General features: G+C 70.8%; 19 protein-coding genes. 13 read left to right on the top strand and 6 right to left on the bottom strand.

All coding sequences use genetic code 11. From position 1 onward, the window contains the following. Positions 1 to 22: 22 nt before the first annotated feature. Positions 23 to 418 carry an MmcQ/YjbR family DNA-binding protein gene (locus J0P97_RS01755; RefSeq protein ID WP_246539392.1) on the bottom strand — a complete coding sequence of 132 codons (396 nt, stop codon included), beginning with the start codon at positions 416 to 418 and terminating at the stop codon, positions 23 to 25. A 20-nt stretch (positions 419 to 438) separates the two neighbouring features. Continuing rightward, positions 439 to 1164 (bottom strand): aminoglycoside 3'-phosphotransferase, encoded by a 726-nt coding sequence (locus J0P97_RS01750; protein ID WP_215486039.1) that lies wholly within the window; start codon positions 1162 to 1164, stop codon positions 439 to 441. A gap of 101 nt (positions 1165 to 1265) precedes the next feature. On the opposite strand from J0P97_RS01750, the gene J0P97_RS01745 reads away from it, so the two are divergent. The 4 genes from J0P97_RS01745 to J0P97_RS01730 all read left to right on the top strand — a co-directional run bounded on the left by J0P97_RS01745 (position 1266) and on the right by J0P97_RS01730 (position 4385). Next, positions 1266 to 1712: a hypothetical protein gene (locus J0P97_RS01745; RefSeq protein WP_215486038.1), complete on the top strand. Its 447-nt coding sequence runs from the start codon at positions 1266 to 1268 to the stop codon at positions 1710 to 1712. Between the two features lie 73 nt (positions 1713 to 1785). Next, a complete protein-coding gene (locus J0P97_RS01740; RefSeq protein WP_215486037.1) occupies positions 1786 to 2547 on the top strand; it encodes an SDR family NAD(P)-dependent oxidoreductase in 762 nt (253 codons plus the stop codon). A gap of 14 nt (positions 2548 to 2561) precedes the next feature. Continuing rightward, complete coding sequence (locus tag J0P97_RS01735; RefSeq protein ID WP_215486036.1) at positions 2562 to 3353, top strand: enoyl-CoA hydratase/isomerase family protein; 792 nt, start codon at positions 2562 to 2564, stop codon at positions 3351 to 3353. Between the two features lie 195 nt (positions 3354 to 3548). Continuing rightward, a complete protein-coding gene (locus tag J0P97_RS01730; RefSeq protein WP_215486035.1) occupies positions 3549 to 4385 on the top strand; it encodes an SDR family oxidoreductase in 837 nt (278 codons plus the stop codon). 155 nt (positions 4386 to 4540) lie between these two features. Here J0P97_RS01730 and J0P97_RS01725 read toward each other — a convergent pair whose 3' ends face one another. Then, positions 4541 to 5422: a Cof-type HAD-IIB family hydrolase gene (locus tag J0P97_RS01725; RefSeq protein WP_215486034.1), complete on the bottom strand. Its 882-nt coding sequence runs from the start codon at positions 5420 to 5422 to the stop codon at positions 4541 to 4543. Between the two features lie 163 nt (positions 5423 to 5585). Between J0P97_RS01725 and J0P97_RS01720 the strand changes: the two genes are divergently transcribed. From J0P97_RS01720 to J0P97_RS01695, 6 genes are all read left to right on the top strand, one after another. Next, positions 5586 to 6680 (top strand): LacI family DNA-binding transcriptional regulator, encoded by a 1095-nt coding sequence (locus tag J0P97_RS01720; RefSeq protein WP_215486033.1) that lies wholly within the window; start codon positions 5586 to 5588, stop codon positions 6678 to 6680. A 33-nt stretch (positions 6681 to 6713) separates the two neighbouring features. Beyond that, entirely contained in the window at positions 6714 to 8009 is a 1296-nt protein-coding gene (locus tag J0P97_RS01715) for a sugar ABC transporter substrate-binding protein (protein WP_215486032.1), read from the top strand. 82 nt (positions 8010 to 8091) lie between these two features. Further along, positions 8092 to 9033, top strand: a complete 942-nt coding sequence (locus J0P97_RS01710; protein ID WP_246539391.1) for a carbohydrate ABC transporter permease — start codon at positions 8092 to 8094, stop codon at positions 9031 to 9033. A gap of 2 nt (positions 9034 to 9035) precedes the next feature. Next, positions 9036 to 9998: a carbohydrate ABC transporter permease gene (locus J0P97_RS01705; RefSeq protein WP_215486031.1), complete on the top strand. Its 963-nt coding sequence runs from the start codon at positions 9036 to 9038 to the stop codon at positions 9996 to 9998. Next, a complete protein-coding gene (locus tag J0P97_RS01700) occupies positions 9995 to 10972 on the top strand; it encodes a family 43 glycosylhydrolase (RefSeq protein WP_215486030.1) in 978 nt (325 codons plus the stop codon). Before J0P97_RS01705 ends, J0P97_RS01700 begins: the two co-directional genes overlap by 4 nt. Positions 10973 to 11059: 87 nt before the next feature. Next, on the top strand, positions 11060 to 12055 hold the full coding sequence (locus J0P97_RS01695) for a LacI family DNA-binding transcriptional regulator (RefSeq protein WP_215486029.1): 996 nt from the start codon (positions 11060 to 11062) through the stop codon (positions 12053 to 12055). 4 nt (positions 12056 to 12059) lie between these two features. Here J0P97_RS01695 and J0P97_RS01690 read toward each other — a convergent pair whose 3' ends face one another. The 3 genes from J0P97_RS01690 to J0P97_RS01680 are packed head-to-tail and all read right to left on the bottom strand — an operon-like array spanning position 12060 to position 15969. Then, positions 12060 to 13703 (bottom strand): glycoside hydrolase family 32 protein, encoded by a 1644-nt coding sequence (locus J0P97_RS01690; protein ID WP_246539583.1) that lies wholly within the window; start codon positions 13701 to 13703, stop codon positions 12060 to 12062. 2 nt (positions 13704 to 13705) lie between these two features. Continuing rightward, entirely contained in the window at positions 13706 to 14866 is a 1161-nt protein-coding gene (locus J0P97_RS01685; protein ID WP_215486027.1) for a hypothetical protein, read from the bottom strand. 8 nt (positions 14867 to 14874) lie between these two features. Continuing rightward, on the bottom strand, positions 14875 to 15969 hold the full coding sequence (locus J0P97_RS01680; protein WP_215486026.1) for a choice-of-anchor L domain-containing protein: 1095 nt from the start codon (positions 15967 to 15969) through the stop codon (positions 14875 to 14877). 256 nt (positions 15970 to 16225) lie between these two features. On the opposite strand from J0P97_RS01680, the gene J0P97_RS01675 reads away from it, so the two are divergent. The 3 genes from J0P97_RS01675 to rlmN are packed head-to-tail and all read left to right on the top strand — an operon-like array spanning position 16226 to position 20737. After that, complete coding sequence (locus tag J0P97_RS01675; protein ID WP_308163345.1) at positions 16226 to 17836, top strand: glycoside hydrolase family 68 protein; 1611 nt, start codon at positions 16226 to 16228, stop codon at positions 17834 to 17836. Then, positions 17814 to 19508, top strand: coding sequence for a PTS transporter subunit EIIC (locus tag J0P97_RS01670; protein ID WP_281423577.1), 1695 nt, complete (start codon positions 17814 to 17816; stop codon positions 19506 to 19508). The genes J0P97_RS01675 and J0P97_RS01670 overlap by 23 nt, the downstream gene beginning before the upstream one ends. Beyond that, positions 19505 to 20737 carry a dual-specificity RNA methyltransferase RlmN gene (gene rlmN / locus J0P97_RS01665; protein ID WP_215486024.1) on the top strand — a complete coding sequence of 411 codons (1233 nt, stop codon included), beginning with the start codon at positions 19505 to 19507 and terminating at the stop codon, positions 20735 to 20737. The genes J0P97_RS01670 and rlmN overlap by 4 nt, the downstream gene beginning before the upstream one ends. The last annotated feature ends 44 nt before the right edge of the window (positions 20738 to 20781 follow it).

Below are 20781 nucleotides of genomic sequence, written 5' to 3'. Positions count from 1 at the left end.
GGTCGCTTCGGCGGCCCGCCGCTCACGGCGTGCGGCGGTCCAGGGCGGCGACGAGACGCCGCGGCGCGGTCGCGCGGTACGAGGCATCCATCAGCTCGGCGACCTCCGTCCAGTCGACCCCGCTCTCCAGATCGAGCGCGAGCCAGCCGTGCGGCCACAGGTAGGCGGGCTCCCAGAAGCGGTCGTCGGCGCGCAGGGCGGGCTCGTCCTCGGGGTCGGGGCGGAACAGGATCGCGCTGTCGTGACGATCGTGGGTGGCGCCGCGCGGCGATCCGCCGTAGTAGCCGAACACGCGCTCGGTGAAGAAGGTCGGCCGCCCGTGCGTGATCTTCTCCGCGGCCTCGGGGAGCGCCAGCGCGATCTCGCGGACCCGCGCGAGGATCGGATCAGCGTCGTCGAACATCACGGGGTGGGTCATGGCGCCATTCTGCCCGCGGCTCAGGTGGCGTTCCAGAGGTCCCGGTAGAAGGAGAGCCGCTCCGCGTCGGGTTCCACCCCGTACGCATCCAGCAGAGCATCTTCCCATCCGGGCCCGTAGTTCCAGACGGTGCTCATGGATGCCGCGGCGAGGTCACCCCAGCGGTCGGCGAGGCCGAGAGCGCCGAGGTCGACGTGCCCGAGCCAGCGGCCGTCCGCGTCGAGGAGGGTGTTCGGGCAGCACGCGTCCCCGTGGCAGACCACGAGCCGGTCGATCGGCGGGGCGTCGCGCAGCGCGCCGGGCACGATGACACCCCGCCGTGCCGCGTTCTCGACGCGCTCGGCGACCGACCAGTCGAACGGGCAGTCCTCGACCGGCAGAGCCTCGTGCAGGGCGCGCAGCCCCTCGCCCACCGCGCGCACCGCCACGGCGGGTTCGGTGATCCAGCGCGGATCGGCGGCGGACAGACCGGGGAGCGCACGCGTCACGAGCCACTCCTCCCCTCCGTCCGACCCGACGTCGAGCACCTCCGGCACGCGCGTGAACCGCGCGGCCCAGGCCAGGCGCTCCGCCTCGGCCGCCATCGAGGTCTCGCCGTGGACGGGCCCGTGCTTGATGTAGCGGCCGTCGCCGGTGCGGAAGGTGACGCCGCCGACGTTGTTGCGCCACACCGGCACCAGCGCGTCGTCCCGGGCGATCGCGCGCACCCGAGCGGGCACCGGCAGATCTGGTGCGGGGAAGGTCATGGCATCCATCCTGCCCGCCGCCGCAGACCCGAGCCCAGGAAGCCCGTGTGATGAGATGGGGGATGCCCGCCGCTCCGCCTCGTCGACACGGAGCTTTCGCCGTGATCTCCGGCCCGATTCCGGTGCTGGCCGTCGGCGACGTGCTCGAGCGGCACGTCGTCCTGACCCCGGCGTCGCTGACGCTGTTCTCCGGCGGTCGTCCACGCGACACCGTCGCCTGGCTGGAGGTCGCCGAGGCCTCGGCGCGTCTGCCGCGGGTGCGGCTGGTGCCGCCCCGCGTCGCGGACGCGCTCGCGGGACTCGTCGCGGCGTACCTCGGCCCGGTGGCGGCGTCGTCGATGACCGGCGAGGTGCGTGTGCGCACGCACGACGGCATGGCGCGCGAGTGGCAGATCGACGGCCATCACGCGGCCGGCTACCGGAGCGAGGACGTGCTCCGAGCCGCCCGCCTCTTCGCGCATCTCACCGCCGCTCCGCAGTCGCGGCGGCTGCTCGGCGACCCCGACGAGGTCCTCGCTCTGCTGGCTCGGGCGACGCCCGCGCGGTGAAACTCAGTTCCTTTGCTACTGGTACGCGATGTCATCGCGTAGGCTGAGCGACGAGTTCGAAGGAGAGCACATCATGGATATCACCGGCGCATCCGCACTCGTCACCGGCGGTGCGAGCGGGCTCGGTCTCGCGACCGCCCGACGCCTGGCCGATGCCGGGGCGCACATCGTGATCGTCGACCTCCCCTCCTCGCCGGGGGCCGAGCGCGCCGCCGAACTCGGGGGGACGTTCGCTCCGGCCGACGTCACCGATCCCGATCAGGTCGCCGCGGCCGTCGCCGTCGCCGGGGAGCACGGGCCGCTCCGCGTCGTCGTGAACTGCGCCGGCATCGCCCCGCCCGCCAAGGTCCTCGACCGCGACGGCCATCCCGGCGACCTCGCCCACTTCGAGAAGATCGTCCGCGTCAACCTGATCGGCACGTACAACGTCATCGGCCAGGCCGCCGCCGCCATCGCGCAGACGGAAGCCACCGACGGCGGCGACCGTGGCGTCGTCGTGAACACGGCATCCGTCGCCGCGTTCGACGGGCAGATCGGACAGCCCGCCTACTCCGCGAGCAAGGGCGGCGTCCACGCCATGACGCTGCCGATCGCGCGCGAGCTGGCGCGCTACGGCATCCGCGTCTGCACGATCGCCCCCGGGATCATGGAGACGCCGATGCTCGCGGGGCTTCCGGAGGCGGCGCAGGAGAGTCTCGGGCAGCAGGTGCCGTACCCGGCGCGTCTCGGCCGGCCTGACGAATACGCCTCCCTCGTGCTCGAGATCGTGCGCAACGGCTACCTCAACGGCGAGACCATCCGCCTCGACGGCGCCATCCGCATGGCGCCGAGGTGAGGAGAAAGAAGACGATGAGCGACTCGATCCTGTTCACCCGTGACGGCGGCCTCGCGCGCCTCACCTTCAACCGCCCCGCGAGCCTCAACGCGATGGGGTTCGAGATGGGGCGCCGTTGGCGCGACCTCGCGCGGGAGATCGCGAGCGACGACGCGGTCGGCGCCGTGCTCATCGACGCGAACGGACCGGCGTTCTGCGCCGGCGGCGACGTGATCGAGATGGCGACCTCCGGCGCATCGGGAGCCGACGTCACCGAGATGGCCGGGATCATCCACGACGGGATCCGCGCGCTCGTCGAGTCGTCGGTGCCGGTGGTCGCCGCTGTGCAGGGCGCTGTCGCGGGCGGCGGCCTCGGACTCATGCTCACCGCCGACTACGTGGTGGCGAGCCCTCGCGCGAAGTTCGTCAGCCGGTACGCGAACATCGGCCTGACCCCCGATCTCGGCGTCTCCACGCTTCTTGCGGCGGCGGTGGGCCAGACCCGCGCGCTGCGCCTGCTGCTGCAGGACGAGACGATCGACGCCGACACCGCCCTCGACTGGGGCCTCGTCACGGAGGTCGCGGACGACCCCGGCGCGCGGGCCGACGAGATCGCGCGGTTCTGGCTCGCGAACGCCACCGGAGCCTTCGGGCACGCCAAGCGCCTGATCCGCGCCGCCGGCCGACGCGCCTTCGCCGACAACCTCGGTGACGAGGCGCGCACGATCGGCGCGCGTTTCGACACCGAGGAGGCGCGCACGCGCGTCGCGGGCTTCGCCGCGGCATCCCGCAGGCCCGCCACCGCCGCTCCGCCGGCCTCAGACTGACCCCCCCCCCCACCCCCCCCCGCCCCCCCGCCCCCCCTCCCCGCGGTCTGACGCCGCCCCGCCCCCCCGCCCCCCCCGCGCGGCCCCCCCCCCCCCGCCCCCCCCCCCCCCGCCCTGGTGGCGCTGCGCCCCCCCCCGCGGGGCCACCCCCCGGCGGACCCCCACCCGCCATAACCGGGACAAGGAGAACACCTGATGACCGAGCCCACCCTCGCCGGCAAGACCATCCTGATGTCGGGCGGCAGCCGTGGCATCGGTCTCGCGATCGCCCTGCGCGCGGCGCGCGACGGCGCGAACATCGCGCTCATGGCGAAGACCGACACCCCGCACCCGAAGCTCGAGGGCACCGTCCACTCCGCGGCCGCGGCGATCGAGGCGGCGGGCGGACATGCGCTGCCGATCGTCGGCGACGTGCGCAGCGACGACGACATCACCGAGGCCGTGCTGAAGACCCAGGGCGAGTTCGGCGGCATCGACATCGTCCTCAACAATGCGTCGGTGATCGACCTCTCCGGCTCGCTCGACCTGGCCGCGAAGAAGTACGACCTCATGCAGGATGTCAACGTCCGCGGCACGTTCATGCTGTCGCGCGCCGCCGTCCCGATGCTGAAGGATGCCGCGAACCCGCACATCCTCTCCCTCTCCCCGCCCCTGAACATCACCCCGCGCTGGCTCGGCGCCCACACCGGGTACACCCTGGCGAAGTACGGCATGACGATGGCGACCCTGGGGCTTGCGGCCGAGTTCGAGGGCGATGGCATCGCCGCCAACACCCTCTGGCCCGAGACGACGATCGCGACGGCGGCGGTCCAGTTCGCCCTCGGCGGCGATCGGATGATGAAGGCCAGTCGCACGCCCGAGATCTACGCCGACGCCGCGTACGCCGTCCTCACGACGCCCGCGGGCGCGCGCACGGGGCAGACGCTCATCGTCGAGCAGGTGCTGCGGGATGCCGGCGTCACGGACTTCTCCGGCTACGCCGCCGTCGCCGGCACGCCCGACGCGGAGCTGTTCCCCGACATCTTCCTCTGACTCGGCGCGGGCGGCCCCGAGAGTCCAAGACGCGCGGTCCCGGTACCTGCGGCATCCGCGTGTCTTGGACTCTCGGCGGAGCCGGAGCCGGAGCCGGGGGCGCGGGGCGAGGGCGGGGGCGAGGGCCCCGGCGAGCCGCGCCGGGGCGAAGGGGATCAGACCAGGCCGAGGCGGACGAGGGCGCGGTGCACGCCGTCGTCCAGGACGCCCGAGGTCACGACGTCGGCCTTCGCCTGCAGTTCGGGATCCGCGCCGCCCATCGCGACGGCCGTGCCCACCACCTCGAACATCTCGACGTCGTTCCAGCTGTCGCCGATGCCCACGGCGGCCGCCGCGTCGATTCCGAGTGCGGCCAGCACCTCGAGGATCGCCGATCCCTTGTTGACGCCGCGCATCGCGATCTCGCCGTTCGACGCGCCCGGCATCGGGATCGAGCCGGGGATCACGTGGAATGCATCGCCGAGGTCCGCCTCGGCGCGGTCGAGGGTGTCGGAGCTGCTGCTGATGAACGTCGCCTTGACGACCTGGTCGAGGTCCAGATCGCCGATCGGGCGGTAGGAGATCGCCGGCAGGGGCGCGTCGTCGTCGTCGAGACCGAGCGCGCGCAGATCGTCCCGGTGGCGGGCGCGACGCTGCCGGAAGAACTCCTCCGCCGCTGCCGCGACGCCCTCCGAGGCGTAGACCCCCTCATCCGTCTGCAGGAAGTAGTGGATGCCGTTGCGCTCGAAGTAGGCGACCATCCGATCGACCGCGGTCCGCGGCATGAGGTGGGCGGCGATGCGCTCCTGGGTGCCGTCGGCGAGGATGCGCACCGAGAAGGCGCCGCCGTTCGTGACCGCTCCGTCGAAGCCGATCTCGCGGACCGCGGGATGGATGTCGCCGGCGGATCGGCCCGTGCAGAGATAGACGAGGTGGCCGGCGCGGCGTGCGGCGCGGATGGCGCTCACGGTCGATGGAGCGATGACCGAGCCGTGTTCGAGGATCGTCCCGTCGACGTCGATGAACACGATGCGCGGCGAGAGGTCGGGTGTGGTCACGCTCTATCCTCCCGCATTCCGCGGCTCATCCCGACCGCGGCGGGACGCCCGGGCGGGATGCGGTGACCTTCGGGAATCCACGCCGGAAAGTGCTTGACGAGATCTCGCAGCTGATTCATAATCTCCTCAGGATAAATCGATTTATCACGAGGAAGTGATCGACATGGCACGAGTCCGCATCTCGGATGTGGCTGCCGCCGCGGGGGTTTCGGTGACCACCGTGTCGCTCGTGCTCAACGATGTCGAGTCGCGCATCTCCGCCGAGACCCGCGAGCGGGTCCGCGCCGCCGCCGCTGCCGTCGGCTACGCGCCCAGCTCGGTCGCCCGGGGGCTGCGCCAGCAGCGGACCAACACCGTCGGACTCATCTCCGACCAGATCGCGACGACCCCGTTCGCCGGTCGCATGCTCGCCGGTGCGCAGGATGTCGCACGGGAGAACGGCAAGCTCGTCTTCCTCGTCGACACGTCCGGCGACCGCGTCGTCGAGGACGCGGCCATTCGCGCGCTCGCCGCCCAGCAGGTGGACGCCATGATCTACGCCGCCATGTGGCACCGCGTGGTGCCGGTCCCGGAGAGCCTGCCCGCCGACGCCGTCTTCCTCGACTGCCGCCCGGAAGGCGGCGGACGACGCAGCGTCGTCCCCGACGACCATGCCGGGGGAGTGGCCGCCGTCCGCGAACTCGTCGCTGCGGGCCACGAGCGGATCGCGTACGTCGATGCCGTCCCCGGCCCGGGCCGCCCGATCGCCGCCGATCTGCGTCTCGCCGGTTACCGCGAGGTCCTCGCCGATGCGGGCATCGCGGCAGATCCGCTCTGGCACGTCCACGGCGAGATGTCCGCGCGCGGCGGACGCGACGCGGCGGACCAGCTCCTCGCGCTGGATGACGCCCGGCGGCCCACGGCGCTCTTCTGCTTCAACGACCGCATGGCGGCCGGCGCCTACCTCGCGGTGCGCGCCCGCGGTCTGCGCATCCCCCACGACATCTCGATCATCGGCTACGACGACCAGCAGCTCATCGCCGCCGAGCAGGACCCTCCCCTGACCACCGTCGCTCTGCCCCATTACGAAATGGGGCGCTGGGCGATGGAGGTCGCGCTCGGCATCCGCGTGGGGGAGACGGATGCCACACACCAGATGGAGTGTCCCGTCATCCGGCGAGACTCCGTGGGCCCGCCACCGGCGCACGTCGGCAAACAGAACCGGCGACGGGCTTCACAGCACACCGAGCGGTCGCGTGACGCGACCCCCGAACGGTGACCGGCTGACCGGTCACAGGAAAAGGAAACCACAATGAAGCGCACATCCGTTTCGATTCTCGCCGCGGCGGGACTCGTCGGCGTGCTGGCGCTCACCGGCTGCGGTCAGGCCGGCCAGGGTGACAGCACGACCGAGGACGGCAAGACGAAGCTGACGATGTGGACGCACTCGGCAGGAAATCCCGCCGAGCTCGCCGTCTACCAGCAGATCATCTCCGACTTCAATGCGTCGCAGGATCAGTACGAAGTCGTCGAGGAGTCGTTCCCGCAGGGGGCGTACAACGACGCGGTCGTCGCCGCGGCGGCCTCCGGCGACCTGCCGTGCCTGCTGGACCTCGACGGTCCGATCATGCCGAACTGGGCGTGGGCCGGTTACCTGCAGCCCCTCGGCATCGACACGAAGATCACCGACTCGCTGCTGCCGACGGCCGTCGGAAAGTGGGACGGCGAGATCTACTCGGCCGGCTACTGGGATGCGGCGCTGTCGATCTTCGCCCGCAAGTCGGTGCTCGAGAAGAACGGCATCCGCATCGCGACGGTGGATCAGCCCTGGACCGAGCAGGAGTTCGCCAGCGCGCTGGCGACCCTGAAGGCCGCCGGATACGACACCCCGATCGACATCGGCGCCGAGGACAAGGGCGAGTGGTGGCCGTACGCCTACTCGCCGTTCCTGCAGAGCTTCGGCGGCGACCTGATCGACCGCGACACGATGCTCAGCGCCGAGGGCGCGCTCAATGGGGACGACGCGATCGCCTGGGGCACCTGGTTCCAGAACCTCTTCAAGGACGGCTACGCCAACGCCGACGGCACCGTCGGCAACCAGGAGTTCGTGGACGACAAGGTGGCGCTCAGCTACACGGGCGTCTGGAACGCGCTGGCATCGGTGGATGCCGTCGGCGACGATCTCGTCGTCCTGCCCCCGCCGGACCTCGGCACGGGCCCGAAGATCGGCGGCGGCTCGTGGCAGTGGGCCATCTCGAAGGGCTGCAACGACGCCGACGGCGCACGCAAGTACCTCGAATTCAGCTTCCAGGATAGGTACATCACCCAGTTCGCCGACGAGCAGATCGTGATCCCGGCGACGGATTCCGCCGCGCAGGCGTCGAAGTACTTCGGTGACGACGGCGTGCTGCGCCCGTTCGTCGAGCTGTCGCAGAAGTTCGCGGTGCTGCGCCCGGAGACCCCGGCCTACGCCGTCATCTCCACGACGTTCGAGACCGCGGCGAAGGACATCATGAACGGCGCGGACGTGAAGACCGCGCTCGACCAGGCCGTGAGCGACATCGACGCGAACATCGCGTCGAATGACGGATACGGCTTCAAGAAGTGACACGCGGAGCGGGCGGGGGCACACCCCGCCCGCTCCCCGCAACGACCTTCTACGACGTGCACCGACCCTGAGAAGAGCTCTCATGACTGTCTCCTCTGCCATCGTCGCGGCCGAAAAGCCGCGGCGCGCGCTCGGCCGCTTCCGCTCGATGCGGGGCCGCGAAACCTGGGCGGGTCTCGCGATGATCGCGCCCGCCGGCATCCTGCTCGTGCTGTTCCTCGTGATCCCGGTGCTGCTCGCCTTCGGGCTCTCCTTCACCAATGCACGTCTGATCTCGCCGAACCCGCCCCGCTTCGTCGGCCTCGACAACTTCGCGCGGGCGTTCGGGGCCGACCCGATGTTCCTGCAGTCGGCGTGGAACACGTTCCTGTTCGCGCTCGTCGTCGTGCCGGTCCAGGCCGGTCTCGGTCTGCTGCTCGCGGTGCTGGTGAACCGCCGGATGCGCGGTGTCACCGCGTTCCGCGTGATCTTCTTCATCCCCGTCGTCACGTCGATCGTCGTGGTCTCGATCCTCTGGAAGTTCATGTACCAGAAGGACGGGCTCATCAACTCGTTCATCGACACGCTGACCTTCGGTGCGTGGCAGAGCGTGGACTGGCTGAACAACCCGACCACCGCCCTCCCGGCCATCATCGTGCTGTCGATCTGGCAGGCCGTCGGATTCCACATGATCATCTGGCTGTCGGGGCTGCAGACCATCCCGGAGGAGCTCTACGAGGCCGCCAAGATGGACGGTGCGAGCCCCTGGCGTCAGTTCACCAGCGTCACCTGGCCGGGTCTGCGACCGACCATGATCTTCGTGCTCATCACGATCACGATCGCCGCTCTCGGACTGTTCGTGCAGGTCGATGTCATGACCCAGGGCGGCCCGACCGGCTCGACCTCCACGATCGTCTACCACGCCGTCCGCAAGGGCTATCAGCAGCAGGAGATCGGGTACGCCGCAGCCATCTCGCTGATCTTCTTCGTCGCGGTGCTCATCATCGCGCTCATCCAGCGCCGCCTCACGCGAGACAAGGACTGACCATGACCGCGACACAGACCCTCACGGCGGGCCCCGCCGGGCGTCGCCCGTCGGCGAAGGCCGGCGCGGAGCGGACCCCGGCACGCCAGCGGCGGAGCCGCCGGATCAGCGGGATCCTCTACTACGGCGCCATGAGCATCTTCGGGATCGCCTTCCTCTTCCCGCTCGTGTTCATGTTCGTCTCGAGCCTCAAGCCCGACAGCCAGATCCTCCAGGACGTGAACTCGCCGGCAGCGTTCCTCCCCGTCGGCGACATCAGCCTCGACAACTACTTCGGAGTGTTCGAGCGGGTGCCGGTGGCGCAGTTCATGTTCAACTCCGTGCTCGTCACGGTGCTGACGGTGGGGCTCGGCCTCATCGTCAACTCGATGGCGGGCTTCGCCCTCTCGCGACTGCGGTGGAAGGGGCGCCTCGTCGTGATGGCCCTCATCATCGCCACGCTGATCGTGCCGTTCGAGACGATCGCCGTGCCGATGGTCTACTGGGTCTCGCAGCTGCCGACCCTCGTCATGGAGGGCGGCGTGCTGAAGTACGACTTCGGCTGGCTGAACACGTACCAGGTGCAGATCGTGCCGTTCATCGCGAACGCGTTCTCGATCTTCCTGTTCGCCCAGTACTTCTCCACGATCCCCGCATCCCTCGACGAAGCGGCGCGCATCGACGGGGCGAGCTGGTTCACGATCTACCGACGGATCATCGTGCCCCTGTCCGGGCCGGCGTTCGCGACGGTCGCCATCCTCACCTTCCTGCCGGCGTGGAACCAGTACCTGTGGCCGCTGATGGTCGTCCAGAAGGAGGGCCTCCGGCCGGTGATGGTGGGGATGCAGTACTTCTTCCAGCTGAACACCGCGTGGGGCGAGGTGATGGCGTACACGTCTCTCATCACGATCCCCGTGCTCCTCGTGTTCCTCGTCTTCCAGCGGGCGTTCGTCAGCAGCATCGCGGCGAGCGGGGTGAAGGGATGACCGGCGTCGCGTTCGATCTCCCCGGGTCCTGGGTCTGGGACTTCTGGTTCGCCGACGACGGTGAGCGCTACCACCTGTTCTTCCTGTACGCCTCGCGCGCGCTGCACGATCCGGACGCGCGGCACTACCGGGCATCCGTCGGGCACGCCGTCTCGGATGACCTGCGCACGTGGACGCAGGTGCCCGATGCCCTCGTCCGCAGCGATGCCGTCGCGTTCGACGACCTGGCGACGTGGACGGGCTCGACCGTCCGCGCCGACGACGGGACCTGGTTCCTCTTCTACACGGGCTCGACCCTGGCCGCCGAGGGGAAGAACATCCAGACGATCGGGTACGCCACCTCCGCCGACCTCGTCACCTGGACGAAGCAGCCCGGGCCGGTGCTGCGCGCGCAGGGCCCCTGGTACGAGACGATCGATTCCGGGGCGTGGCACGACGAGGCGTTCCGCGACCCGTGGGTGTTCCGCGATCCCGACGGCGACGGATGGCACATGCTGGTCACCGCGCGTGCTCCCGAAGGCCCCGAGCTCGGGCGCGGCGTGATCGGGCACGCGTGGTCCGCCGACCTGCGCACGTGGGAGCTGCGCCCGCCGCTGACCGCTCCCTCGGCGAACGGCTTCGGCCAGCTCGAGGTGACCCAGGTCGAGGTGGTGGACGGCCGTCCGGTCCTGCTGTTCTCCTGCCTCGCGGAGCACTCGACGCCCGCCCGAGCCGAGGCGCGCGGCGGGACCTGGGCCGTCCCGGCCGCGGGTCTGCTCGGACCGTTCGACATCGACGGGGCCTATCCGCTCACCGACGAACGGCTCTACGTGGGACGCCTGCTGCGTCGGCGCGACGACGGTCAGTGGCTGCTGTTCGCCTTCCGCAACGCGGACGAGGCGGGGGAGTTCGTCGGTGGCGTCACAGAGCCGGTGCCGGTGTTCTGGGACGGGGGGCGACTCGTCGCCGGTGAGGCCGCCGCTGCCGACGCCTAGGGCGGCATCGACCGCCGTTCGGGGCGCGCTCGCCGATGGGATAGCGTCGGTGGGAGCCCACAGGGACGGACGCGAGCGGAGGTACCGATGGCCCGGCCGAAGCTTCACGACGTCGCGGCGCACGCGGGCGTCTCGGTCACGACCGTGTCGCGCGTCCTGAACAACCGCGGCTACCTGAGCGACGACGTCCGCACGCGCGTGAACACCGCCATCTCCGAGCTCGGCTACCGACCCGACGGCATCGCGCGCTCCCTCATCGGGCGCAAGTCCGCCATCGTCGGGGTGATCGTGCCGACCGTCGCGGACCCGTTCTTCGGCGAGCTCGTCTCGGCGATCGAGAACAGGCTCGCCGAGCGCGGATACAAGGCGATGCTCTGCGACTGTCAGGAGAACGCCGCCCGCGAGGCGGACTACCTCGACCTCCTGCAGGCGAACCGCGTCGACGGCATCATCACCTCGACCCACAACCGCGACGTCGAAGGATACGGGAAGGCGGAGCTGCCCATCGTGGCCGTCGACCGGCGCATCGGCGCGCACATCCCGATCGTCCGGAGCGACAACCGGGCCGGCGGGCGTCTGGCGACGGAGCACCTTCTCGCCCGCGGCACCCGTACCCCTCTCCTCATCACGGCGACCGACCACGCCGGCAACGACCGCGCCGCCGCCTTCCGCGAGGTCGTCGCAGCGCGCGGCCTCGAACCCGTCGTCCGCGCCTACGGCTACGCGACGCCGTTCCCGCAGCGGCGCGCCCTCATCGAGACGTGGCTCGCCGAGACGGGCGCCGACGGCGTCTTCGCGACAGACGACCTCACGGCACTCATGGTGCTCGAGTGGGCCCACAAGACCGGCCGCGCCGTCCCGCACGACGTCCGCATCATCGGCTACGACGGGTCCGCCGCGGTGCGACTGGGGATGCCGGGGCTCACGACCGTGCAGCAGCCGATCGCGCAGCTGGGCGCCCGTGCCGTCGAACTCGTCGTCGACCGGATCGAAGCCGAGGCCGATGACGAGGCCGAAGTAGGCGCCGACACCGCAGCCGAGCCGCCGCTCCCGGTGGAGCTGCGGCTCGGCTGGACGACCTGACGGGTCAGCGGGCGCGCTGCGGGTCGAGGACCGCGATCGGTGCGACGGAGAGGGAACGCACCGTCACGGGTGCATCCACCGCCTCCACGGTGATCGGCGCGGTGAGCGCCGTCGAGGCCGGGTAGACGGCCATCGTGAGGGCCGAACCGTCACCGAGGAACACCTCGACGCTCGACGCATCGACCAGGATGTCGAGGTTCAGCACGTCGCCGGAGAGGACGTCGCTCGTGCGGACGTCGCGGTAGGCGTCGGGGAGCTGCGACGCGAGCGTGTCGTGCGCCCGGTCGACGAAGGCGACCCCGCGTTCCGCGTCGTAGCCGACGGTCACGTCACCGGCGCCGGAGCCGCCCAGACGCAGCCGCAGGCTGCCCGCATCCTCCCGGTCGATCGACACACGGAGGCGGTAGGACACCGCGTCCGGCTGCGTCGCGAGGGGTGCGATCGCGCCCGGCTCGATCGTCTGCGCGGGGGCCGATACCTGGACCCCCTCCAGCCCGCGCAGAGTGTCGACCGGACGCGACCGCAGCATGAGACGACCGCCGTCCTCATCGAGGGTGAGGGTGCGCGTCACGGACAGGGCGCCGCCCTGCCATCCGTCGGTCGGGAGCTCCCGGGCGTAGGCCCAGTTGTTGATCCAGCCGAGTGCGTGGCGCTCGGTCAGCCGCTCGGCGTCGCCGCGGCGCGGGTCGTCCCACGTCACGGCGGCGTAGAAGTCGGCCCCGTCGTCGAGCCAGAGCGGCTCGTCGACATCCGGGGTGAAGCGCTCGCCGTCCCAGTCGCCCGTCCAGTAGGCGAGACCGGTCGTGCGTCCCTCGCTCGTGCCGTCCGCGCTCGCGGCGAGGATCCAGGTGCGTCGGCCCGACTGGGGGTCGACCATCTCGAACAGGTCGGGGCATTCCAGCAGGCCCCAGCGGTCGGTTGCGTAGTCCGAGACGTAGGTCCACGCCCGGAGGTCGTCGGAGACGTAGAAGCCCAGACGCTCGCCCTCGGCGAGGACCATGACCCAGCGGTCGTGCGTCTCATCGCGGATGATCTTGGGATCGCGCCAGTCGACGACGCCGGGGTTGTCCATGATCGGGTTTCCGTCGTAGCCCTGGAACGTGTAGCCGTCGTCGGTCGAGTAGAAGAGCGACTGGCGCTGCACGCCGTCGTCCTGCTGGGTGACGATCGCGATGATCGCGCCCTTGCCGAAGCCGGCGCTGCCGGTCTCATCGACCACGGCGCTGCCGGTGAGGATGTCGCCGAGTCCGTTGCGGTATTTCTCGATCGCGACGCCCTCGTTGTGCCACGTCACGAGGTCATCGGAGGTGGCGTGGTACCACTCGGTGCCGTTCCCATCGGGGTAGTCGGCGTTGTAGAGGTAGTAGAGGTGCCACGTGCCGCCGGCGAAGAAGGGCCGCTGCGGATCGTTGATCCAGTGCGCGTCCGGGGTGAGGTGGAAGCTCGGCCGGTAGGTGGTCCAGTCGGCGGGTCGCTCGAAGGTGAGGGCCTCCGGGCTCGGTGAGGCGGTGGGAGTGGTCGGGGTGGGAGTGGGGGCGTTGTCCCGGGGGAAAGCGAGCACCGCGATCACGGCCGCGACGATGAGAATCGTCACGGCCGTGATCGCGAGGACCACGATCCGGCGGGTGCGCCGCGTGCGGTCGTCCATGCTCACAGGCCGCTCCGCCGGCGTGCGCGGCGGTGGGCAAGGCCCAGCGCGACCGCTCCCAGCGCGGTGCACAGCGCCGCGAGGCTGGCGCCGCCTGCCGCGGTCAGCGGCGAGCCGCCGGTCACCGCGAGGCGCTCCGGCGTCGGGGGCGTGGTCGTGCTCGGCGTCGGGGTGGGCGTCGGCGTCGGCTCGTTCGGCGTGGGTTCGCTCGGGGTGGGCGTCGGCGTCGGGGTCGGCGTGGGCGTCGGGGTGGGTGTCGGGACCGTCTCGAGCAGGGGCTCGATCACCGTCTGGCGGGTCACCGTACCCGGAGCCGTCCGGGTGCCGGTGACGGTCGCGACGTTGGTGACGTCCGTCTTCCCAGCCGCCACGAGCGCGTCGAAGGCGACCTCGACGATCTCGCCGTCGCCGACGGAGCTGATGTCCACGCGCAGGCCGGAGCCATCGCACGCGATCGTCAGGCGCTCCGCTGCCACGGGCTGCAGGTCCACCAGGTAGCCGGTTTCGGGTTCGGTCTGCGTCGTGGAACGGACGCTCACGTCCGTGCAGTCCACCGTCTGGCCGGCGGGCGTCGGGTCCTCGACGGTGATGACATCCCACGGCCCCTTCGGGGTGTCGATGGTCCACCGGACGGTTGCCGGGTCGCTCTCGATCCAGAGACCGTACTTGTTCGCGAGCGACCGGTCCGGCGCGCCGTGGAACGGTCCGGGCTCGTCGTCGGCACCGAGGCGCCCGTCCGCGGGGAACGTGAACGAGGAGGTCTCGCCCGGCGTCGTCGTCTCGGTGGTCGTGACGATCGCTTCGCCGGTGCGGTTCGCCGGGTCATCCGCGGCGTCGTTCAAGACGAGCACGAGTTCCCCCTGGGCGTCGAGGCTGATCGTCCCGATGACCGCGCCGCTGTGAGCGGTCCACGTGTCATTCTCGAGGACGCTGGCGGTGTGGTCGGGGAGGGAGAGGCGCAGGCTGTCGCCCGAGCGGGCGGCGTCCGGAAGGTTCCAGACGACATCGGTCACGGCCGAGCCCGGGACGACCTCGGTGGAGGTCGTCGCCGGGAGGTCGGTGCCTGTGGCACCCCACGCGGGGGTGCCACAGGCGAGGGCCGCGACCGCGACGGCTGCCAGTGCGGAGAAGGTGCCCACGCGTGCGGCGCGTCGACGGGTCACGGCGGGGATCACTCTGACTCCACCGCCTCGGCCGCACGACGGCGGTTGCGGACGACGAGGCCGGTACCGGCCGCGGCGAGCGCGACGCCCGCAAGGACCGCACCGGCGATGACGGTCGAGTCGCCACCGGTCCGCGCGAGCGCGCCGCTGGCCTTGGTGCCGGCGGGGTCACCGGTCGACCCGGCGGGGATGCCCGCGATGGGGGTCGTGGTGCCGGTCGGGGTCGCGGTCGGCGTCTCGGTGGGCGTGGGGTTCGCGCCGGGGGTCGAGGAGATGCCGGCGCCCGCGAGCAGGAGCGTCGTGTCGAGCTGACCGTCGACGGTGTCCGCGACGGCGGCGACGATCGTGGTCTCCGCACCGGGCGTGACCTTCGTCGTGCAGGTGAGGGCCGTGGTGAAGCCGTTCATCTCGGTGTCGTGCGCGGTTCCGGGGTTGCGGCCATCGACGTTGGACACGTACGAGGCCGCCTGGGCACCCTCGTTGATCGTCGCGATGCCGGCGGGCTGCCCCTCGACGGTCGAGCAGAGCTGCCCGTCCACGAAGATGCCGATGGCGTCGTTGTAGTCCTTCGCCGCCCAGACGCCGTACTCCTCGCTACCGAACTGGTAAACGATTGACAGAGTGTCGCCCTCGGGGACGACCGTCAGCGCAAGCTGCGCGGCGTCGTAGGTGGTGGCGCCCACGAGCGTGGCGAGCTCCTGGGAGCCCGCTCCGCCGAGGTCGCCGGTCGTGGTGAGCTTCGAGTTCGGTCCGGTCAGGGCCGAGTGCGTGAAGTCGACATCCGCCGCGGAGGTGGGGTCGGCGTCGCGCAGCGCGCCGGTGGAGAGCGCGACTCCCGAGGCGATGGCGGGGTCGAGCGTGGCGCCGGAGAAGGCCGCCGCCTGCACGGGGCGGCCGTGCGTGAGCGAGGCGGACACGAGCGTGACGTGCGCACCGAGCAGGCTCTGTGCGGCGGATTCCGCCGTAGCGGACTCGAATGTCTGGACATCGGTGGCGGCGAGGGCCGCGGTGGCGGCGAGCGTCGACACCGAGGCGAAGATGCCGACGGCGACGCCGGCGGCGAGGACGCGGCGATCAGCGCGCGTCGGGTGGAAACGGAACATGGCACTCCCTGGTGCGGTCGGGGCGCTCGGCGGCGCCCCCGGCGGAGGCCGGTCGGCGCGCGTCGATGCGTGGAGGGGTGGTGTGGGCGGGAGCCCGTGAGAGTCGAACCACGGGATGCCGGGAGGATCGGCATCCACCCTCAGTGAAGCAGGGCGGACGGCATATGTCAAACGTTTGACAGAATCGCCACAGATGCCCTAGTCTCCTGACTGAGAGCAGACCCACGCCTTCCGCCCCTCCAGAAAGCTGACAGACGTGACCACCATCCACACCTCCGGTCGATTCCGCCGGCGCCTGCGCGCCGCAGGGATCGCCGCCGCCGCGGCGACCGTCGCGACGCTCATCGCCGCCGCGCCCGCGACGGCTGCCGACGAACCGGATGCCGTTCCCGGCTTCCCGGCTCCGACGCAGCACTCGCAGCAGGCCTACGACCCCACGGACGACTTCACCGCCAAGTGGACCCGCGCCGATGCGCGCCAGATCCAGGCCATGAGCGACCCCACCGCACCTCCTCGTGCGAACTCCATGCCCGAGGAATACACGATGCCGACGGTCCCGCAGGACTTCCCCGACATGAGCAACGACCAGGTCTGGGTCTGGGACAGCTGGACGCTGACCGACGAGACCGCTGCGCAGCCCAGCTTCAAGGGCTGGGAGGTCGTCTTCTCCCTTGTCGCCGACCGCAAGCTCGGCTTCGATGACCGTCACACCTACGCCAAGCTCGGCTACTTCTTCCGCAAGGCGAACGTCGCCGAGCGTCCGGAGAACGGCGGCTGGACGTACGGCGGGCTCGTGTTCCCCGAGGGCGCCTCCGGCGCGATCTTCGAGGACCAGTCCTTCAGCCACCAGACCGAGTGGTCGGGCTCGACCCGCATCTTCGACGGCAACAAGCTGCGCATCTTCTACACGGCGGTCGCGTTCTACCGCAACGAGGACGGCAGCAACCGCAAGCCCTACGACCCCCGCATCGTGCAGAGCGAGGGGCGCCTGTTCGCCGACGAGAACGGCGTCTGGATGACCGGCTTCCGCGACCAGCACGACATGCTGCAGGCGGACGGCAAGTACTACCAGGACGGCGACCAGAACGAGTTCTTCAACTTCCGTGACCCGTTCACCTTCGAGGACCCGGCTCACCCCGGCAAGACCTACATGGTGTTCGAGGGCAACACCGCCGCCGTGCGCGGCGAGCGTGTCTGCACCGAGGAGGACATGGGCTACCGCCCCGGCGACCCGTACACCGAGACGGCCGACGAGGTCATGGACAACGGCGCGCACTACCAGCTCGCCAACGTGGGACTCGCGGTCGCCGACAACGCGGCCCTCACCGAGTGGACCTTCCTCCCGCCGATCCTCTCCGCGAACTGCGTGAACGATCAGACGGAGCGCCCGCAGATCTACATGAAGGACGGCAAGTACTACCTCTTCACGATCACCCACCGCGGCACGTACGCGGCAGGCGTGGACGGTCCTGAAGGCGTCTACGGCTTCGTCGGCGACGGCATCCGCAGCGACTTCGAGCCGGTCAACCGCGGCTCGGGCCTGGCGCTCGGCAGCCCGTCGAACCTGAACTACGCCAACGGTGCGCCCTTCGCGCCGGACTTCAACCAGAACCCGGGCCAGTTCCAGGCGTACTCGCACTACGTCATGCCGGGCGGCCTGGTGCAGTCCTTCATCGACACGATCGGCACCAGCGACGACTTCGTCCGCGGCGGCACCCTCGCCCCCACGGTGAAGGTCGACATCAACGGAGCCGACGTGACCGTCGACCGGACCTACGGGAACAACGGGCTCGGCGAGTGGGCCGACATCCCGTCGGGATACGCGCACGACATCGACCCGACGTCTGACGTGCGACCCGTGCGCTGAGGTTCGCCTCTCGCACAATGAGCGGCCCCCGTGCCGCGATCGGAAGATCGCGACACGGGGGCCGCTCCGCTGTGCGCGGGGGCGTGCGGAGGCCGCGTGCGTCTCGCCGGGCGATCGAGTCGGTAGCGTTACCTCTGATCGAGGAGGCGTCATCGACGGTTCGGCAGGGGACGCGCGCACTGCGGCGGAGGTCGCGTCGGCACTCGGCGGGCCCGCGAACGTGGTGTCGCTCGTCCACTGCGCGACGCGACTGAGGGTGAGTGTGCGGGACAGCGGTCGTGTGGACCTGGGCGCGGTCTCGGGACTCCCCGGCGTCATCGGTGTCGCGACGCTCGGCGATCAGATCCAGATCGTCGTCGGGCCCCAGGCGGTCGAGCGGGCGCATGCAGCCCTCGCGCTGGCGCTGCACGTCCCGATCAAGGAGTCCGAGGCCGGCGGGGCGGGCGATTCCGGCCCTGACGCCGCGCCGGCGGAATCGCCGCACCGTCGCCCCATCGTCCGTCCGCTCTACGTCCTGATGGACATCGTGGCGCCGCTCCTGCCGACCTTCGTCGCGGCGGGCATGCTGCTCGCGCTGCACAACATCCTCAGCGCGCCCGGCGTGTTCGGCCAGGGCTCAGTGGCGGCGACCGTGCCGTGGCTCGACGGGCTCTCCGCCCTCATCGGCATCCTCGGCATCGGCGTCTTCACGCTCCTCCCCGTCTTCGTCGGCTACTCGGCTGCCGCCCGGTTCGGCGGCAGCCCGTTTCTCGGCGCGGCGATGGGGGCCGCGCTCGTCGCCGCGCCGTTCGTCGTGGATGCCGGAAGCTTTCCCGCTCTCCACGTCGGGGGCGGCGGCAGCTGGACGATCGCCGGCGTGGATGTGCTCGGCATCGACTACCGGGGCACGGTCATCCCCATCGTCGCCATCGCCTACCTCCTCACCCTCATCGAGCGCGGTCTCGGGACCGTCCTGCGCGGCGCGGCCCGCTTCCTGTTGGTGCCGATGCTCACCCTCCTGCTCACGGGCGTCCTCGCCTTCCTCGTCGTGGGCCCGGTGCTGCGATTCGCCGGCGATGGATTCGCCCGGCTGATCGCCCTGGTCTACGAGCAGTCCGGGCTCCTCGGCGGAGTCGTGTTCGGCGCGCTGTACCCGCTCCTCGTCCTCACCGGCACCCACCAGAGCCTGGTCTCGCTCGAACTCGGCCTCCTCGCGACCGGCGGGTCCTTCATCTTCCCCGCGGCCGGAGCCGCCAATCTCGCGCAGGCGGGAGCGTGCTTCGCCGTCGCCGTGCTCGCCGGCCGGCGGACGCGGCTCCGTGCGCTCGCCGCCGGAGCAGGCCTTCCGGCGTGCGTCGGCATCGCCGAGCCGGCGATCTTCGGCATCAACCTGCGACTGCGCTTCCCGTTCATCGCCGCCGTGATCGCCTCGTCCATCGGCGGGGGCGTCCTCGCCGCCTTCAACGTGCAGGCGGTGACCCTCGGGGCCGCCGGCGTGGTCGGCGTCGCGTCGATCGCGCCGGGCTCCGGCCTCGCGTATCTCGCCGCGATCGGCGCGAGCGGCATGATCGCCTTCCTCGTCACTCTCGTGTGGGGACGCAGCGGGCGCGCACGTGCCCTCGTGGAGGACGCGGTGCACACCGTCCCCGCGGACGGCGCTCGTCCAGGTGGTCTCGGTACCCTGGACTCATGACCGAATCCAGCCCCGTCCGTACGACGAAGCCGCGTCAGGTACGCCCGCGCGCCGAGGGCTGGACCCAGCGAGTGGATGCCGAGGGCAAGCCGCTCCTTCAATTCGCCGCGCCGAAGAAGGGCATGCCGCCCGTCCACCTCGCCGACCTCACCCCGGCGCAGCGTGTCGAGAAGGCCGTCGAGCTCGGGCTCCCCGGCTTCCGGGCGAAGCAGCTCGAGAAGCACTACTTCCAGCACTACACCTCGGATCCCGCGAAGATGACCGACCTGCCGGCATCCGGGCGCGACGACCTCGTCGCCGGCCTCCTGCCGCACCTGCTCACCGAGGTGCGGCGCCTGCAGACCGACAGCGGCGACACGATCAAGTTCCTCTGGAAGCTCCACGACGGCGCGCTCGTGGAGTCGGTCCTCATGCGGTATCCGGGACGCATCACCCTGTGCGTCTCCAGCCAGGCCGGGTGCGGCATGAACTGCCCGTTCTGCGCGACGGGACAGGCGGGCCTCACCCGCAACATGTCGGCGGCGGAGATCATCGAGCAGGTCGTGCGGGCGAACGCGGCGATCCGCGCGGGAGAGCTCGGACCAGCCGAGCACCCCGACGAACGCGTCACGAACATCGTGTTCATGGGCATGGGGGAGCCGCTGGCCAACTACAACCGGGTCATCCAGGCCGTCCGCACCATGGTCGACAAGGAGCACGGCCTCGGCATGAGCGCCCGCGGCGTGACGGTGTCGACCGTCGGGCTCGTCCCCGCGATCGACAAGCTCGCAGGCGAAGGCATCCCCGTCACCTTCGCGCTGTCGCTGCACGCCCCCGACGACCACCTCCGTGACGAGATGATCCCGATCAACTCCCGGTGGAAGGTCGATGAGGCGCTGGATGCCGCGTACCGCTACTTCGAGAAGACCGGGCGCCGCGTCTCGATCGAGTACGCCCTCATCAAGGACATGAACGATCACGCATGGCGCGCCGATCTGCTCGCGACGAAGCTCAACGAGCGCGGTCACGGCTGGGTGCACGTCAATCCGATTCCGCTGAACCCGACGCCGGGATCCGTCTGGACGGCATCCGAGAAGCCGGTGCAGCGCGAGTTCGTCCGCCGGCTCAATGAGGCCGGCATCCCGACGACCCTCCGCGACACCCGCGGCAAGGAGATCGACGGCGCCTGCGGGCAGCTCGTCGCGACGGAGGAGGATCGCGAGGTCGCCTCCGCCGTTCCCGTCGACTGACGCGCGACCCCCCCTTTCGCCGCCGGCCGTCCTCCGATGGACTG

Origin of the sequence: Microbacterium flavum, from assembly GCF_018717645.1 — a bacterium.
Lineage (GTDB): Bacteria > Actinomycetota > Actinomycetes > Actinomycetales > Microbacteriaceae > Microbacterium > Microbacterium flavum.
This window is presented reverse-complemented; position numbering and strand designations above follow the sequence as displayed.

Excerpts from the sequence above, each read along its gene's own strand:
- J0P97_RS01755 (WP_246539392.1), bottom strand. The coding sequence starts at position 418 with ATGACCCACCCCGTGATGTTCGACGACGCTGATCCGATCCTCGCGCGG.
- J0P97_RS01690 (WP_246539583.1), bottom strand. The coding sequence starts at position 13,703 with ATGGACGACCGCACGCGGCGCACCCGCCGGATCGTGGTCCTCGCGATC.
- J0P97_RS01695 (WP_215486029.1), top strand. The coding sequence starts at position 11,060 with ATGGCCCGGCCGAAGCTTCACGACGTCGCGGCGCACGCGGGCGTCTCG.
- J0P97_RS01680 (WP_215486026.1), bottom strand. The coding sequence starts at position 15,969 with ATGTTCCGTTTCCACCCGACGCGCGCTGATCGCCGCGTCCTCGCCGCC.
- J0P97_RS01715 (WP_215486032.1), top strand. The coding sequence starts at position 6,714 with ATGAAGCGCACATCCGTTTCGATTCTCGCCGCGGCGGGACTCGTCGGC.
- J0P97_RS01705 (WP_215486031.1), top strand. The coding sequence starts at position 9,036 with ATGACCGCGACACAGACCCTCACGGCGGGCCCCGCCGGGCGTCGCCCG.
- J0P97_RS01740 (WP_215486037.1), top strand. The coding sequence starts at position 1,786 with ATGGATATCACCGGCGCATCCGCACTCGTCACCGGCGGTGCGAGCGGG.
- J0P97_RS01730 (WP_215486035.1), top strand. The coding sequence starts at position 3,549 with ATGACCGAGCCCACCCTCGCCGGCAAGACCATCCTGATGTCGGGCGGC.
- J0P97_RS01720 (WP_215486033.1), top strand. The coding sequence starts at position 5,586 with ATGGCACGAGTCCGCATCTCGGATGTGGCTGCCGCCGCGGGGGTTTCG.
- J0P97_RS01710 (WP_246539391.1), top strand. The coding sequence starts at position 8,092 with ATGACTGTCTCCTCTGCCATCGTCGCGGCCGAAAAGCCGCGGCGCGCG.
- J0P97_RS01700 (WP_215486030.1), top strand. The coding sequence starts at position 9,995 with ATGACCGGCGTCGCGTTCGATCTCCCCGGGTCCTGGGTCTGGGACTTC.
- J0P97_RS01750 (WP_215486039.1), bottom strand. The coding sequence starts at position 1,164 with ATGACCTTCCCCGCACCAGATCTGCCGGTGCCCGCTCGGGTGCGCGCG.
- J0P97_RS01735 (WP_215486036.1), top strand. The coding sequence starts at position 2,562 with ATGAGCGACTCGATCCTGTTCACCCGTGACGGCGGCCTCGCGCGCCTC.
- rlmN (WP_215486024.1), top strand. The coding sequence starts at position 19,505 with ATGACCGAATCCAGCCCCGTCCGTACGACGAAGCCGCGTCAGGTACGC.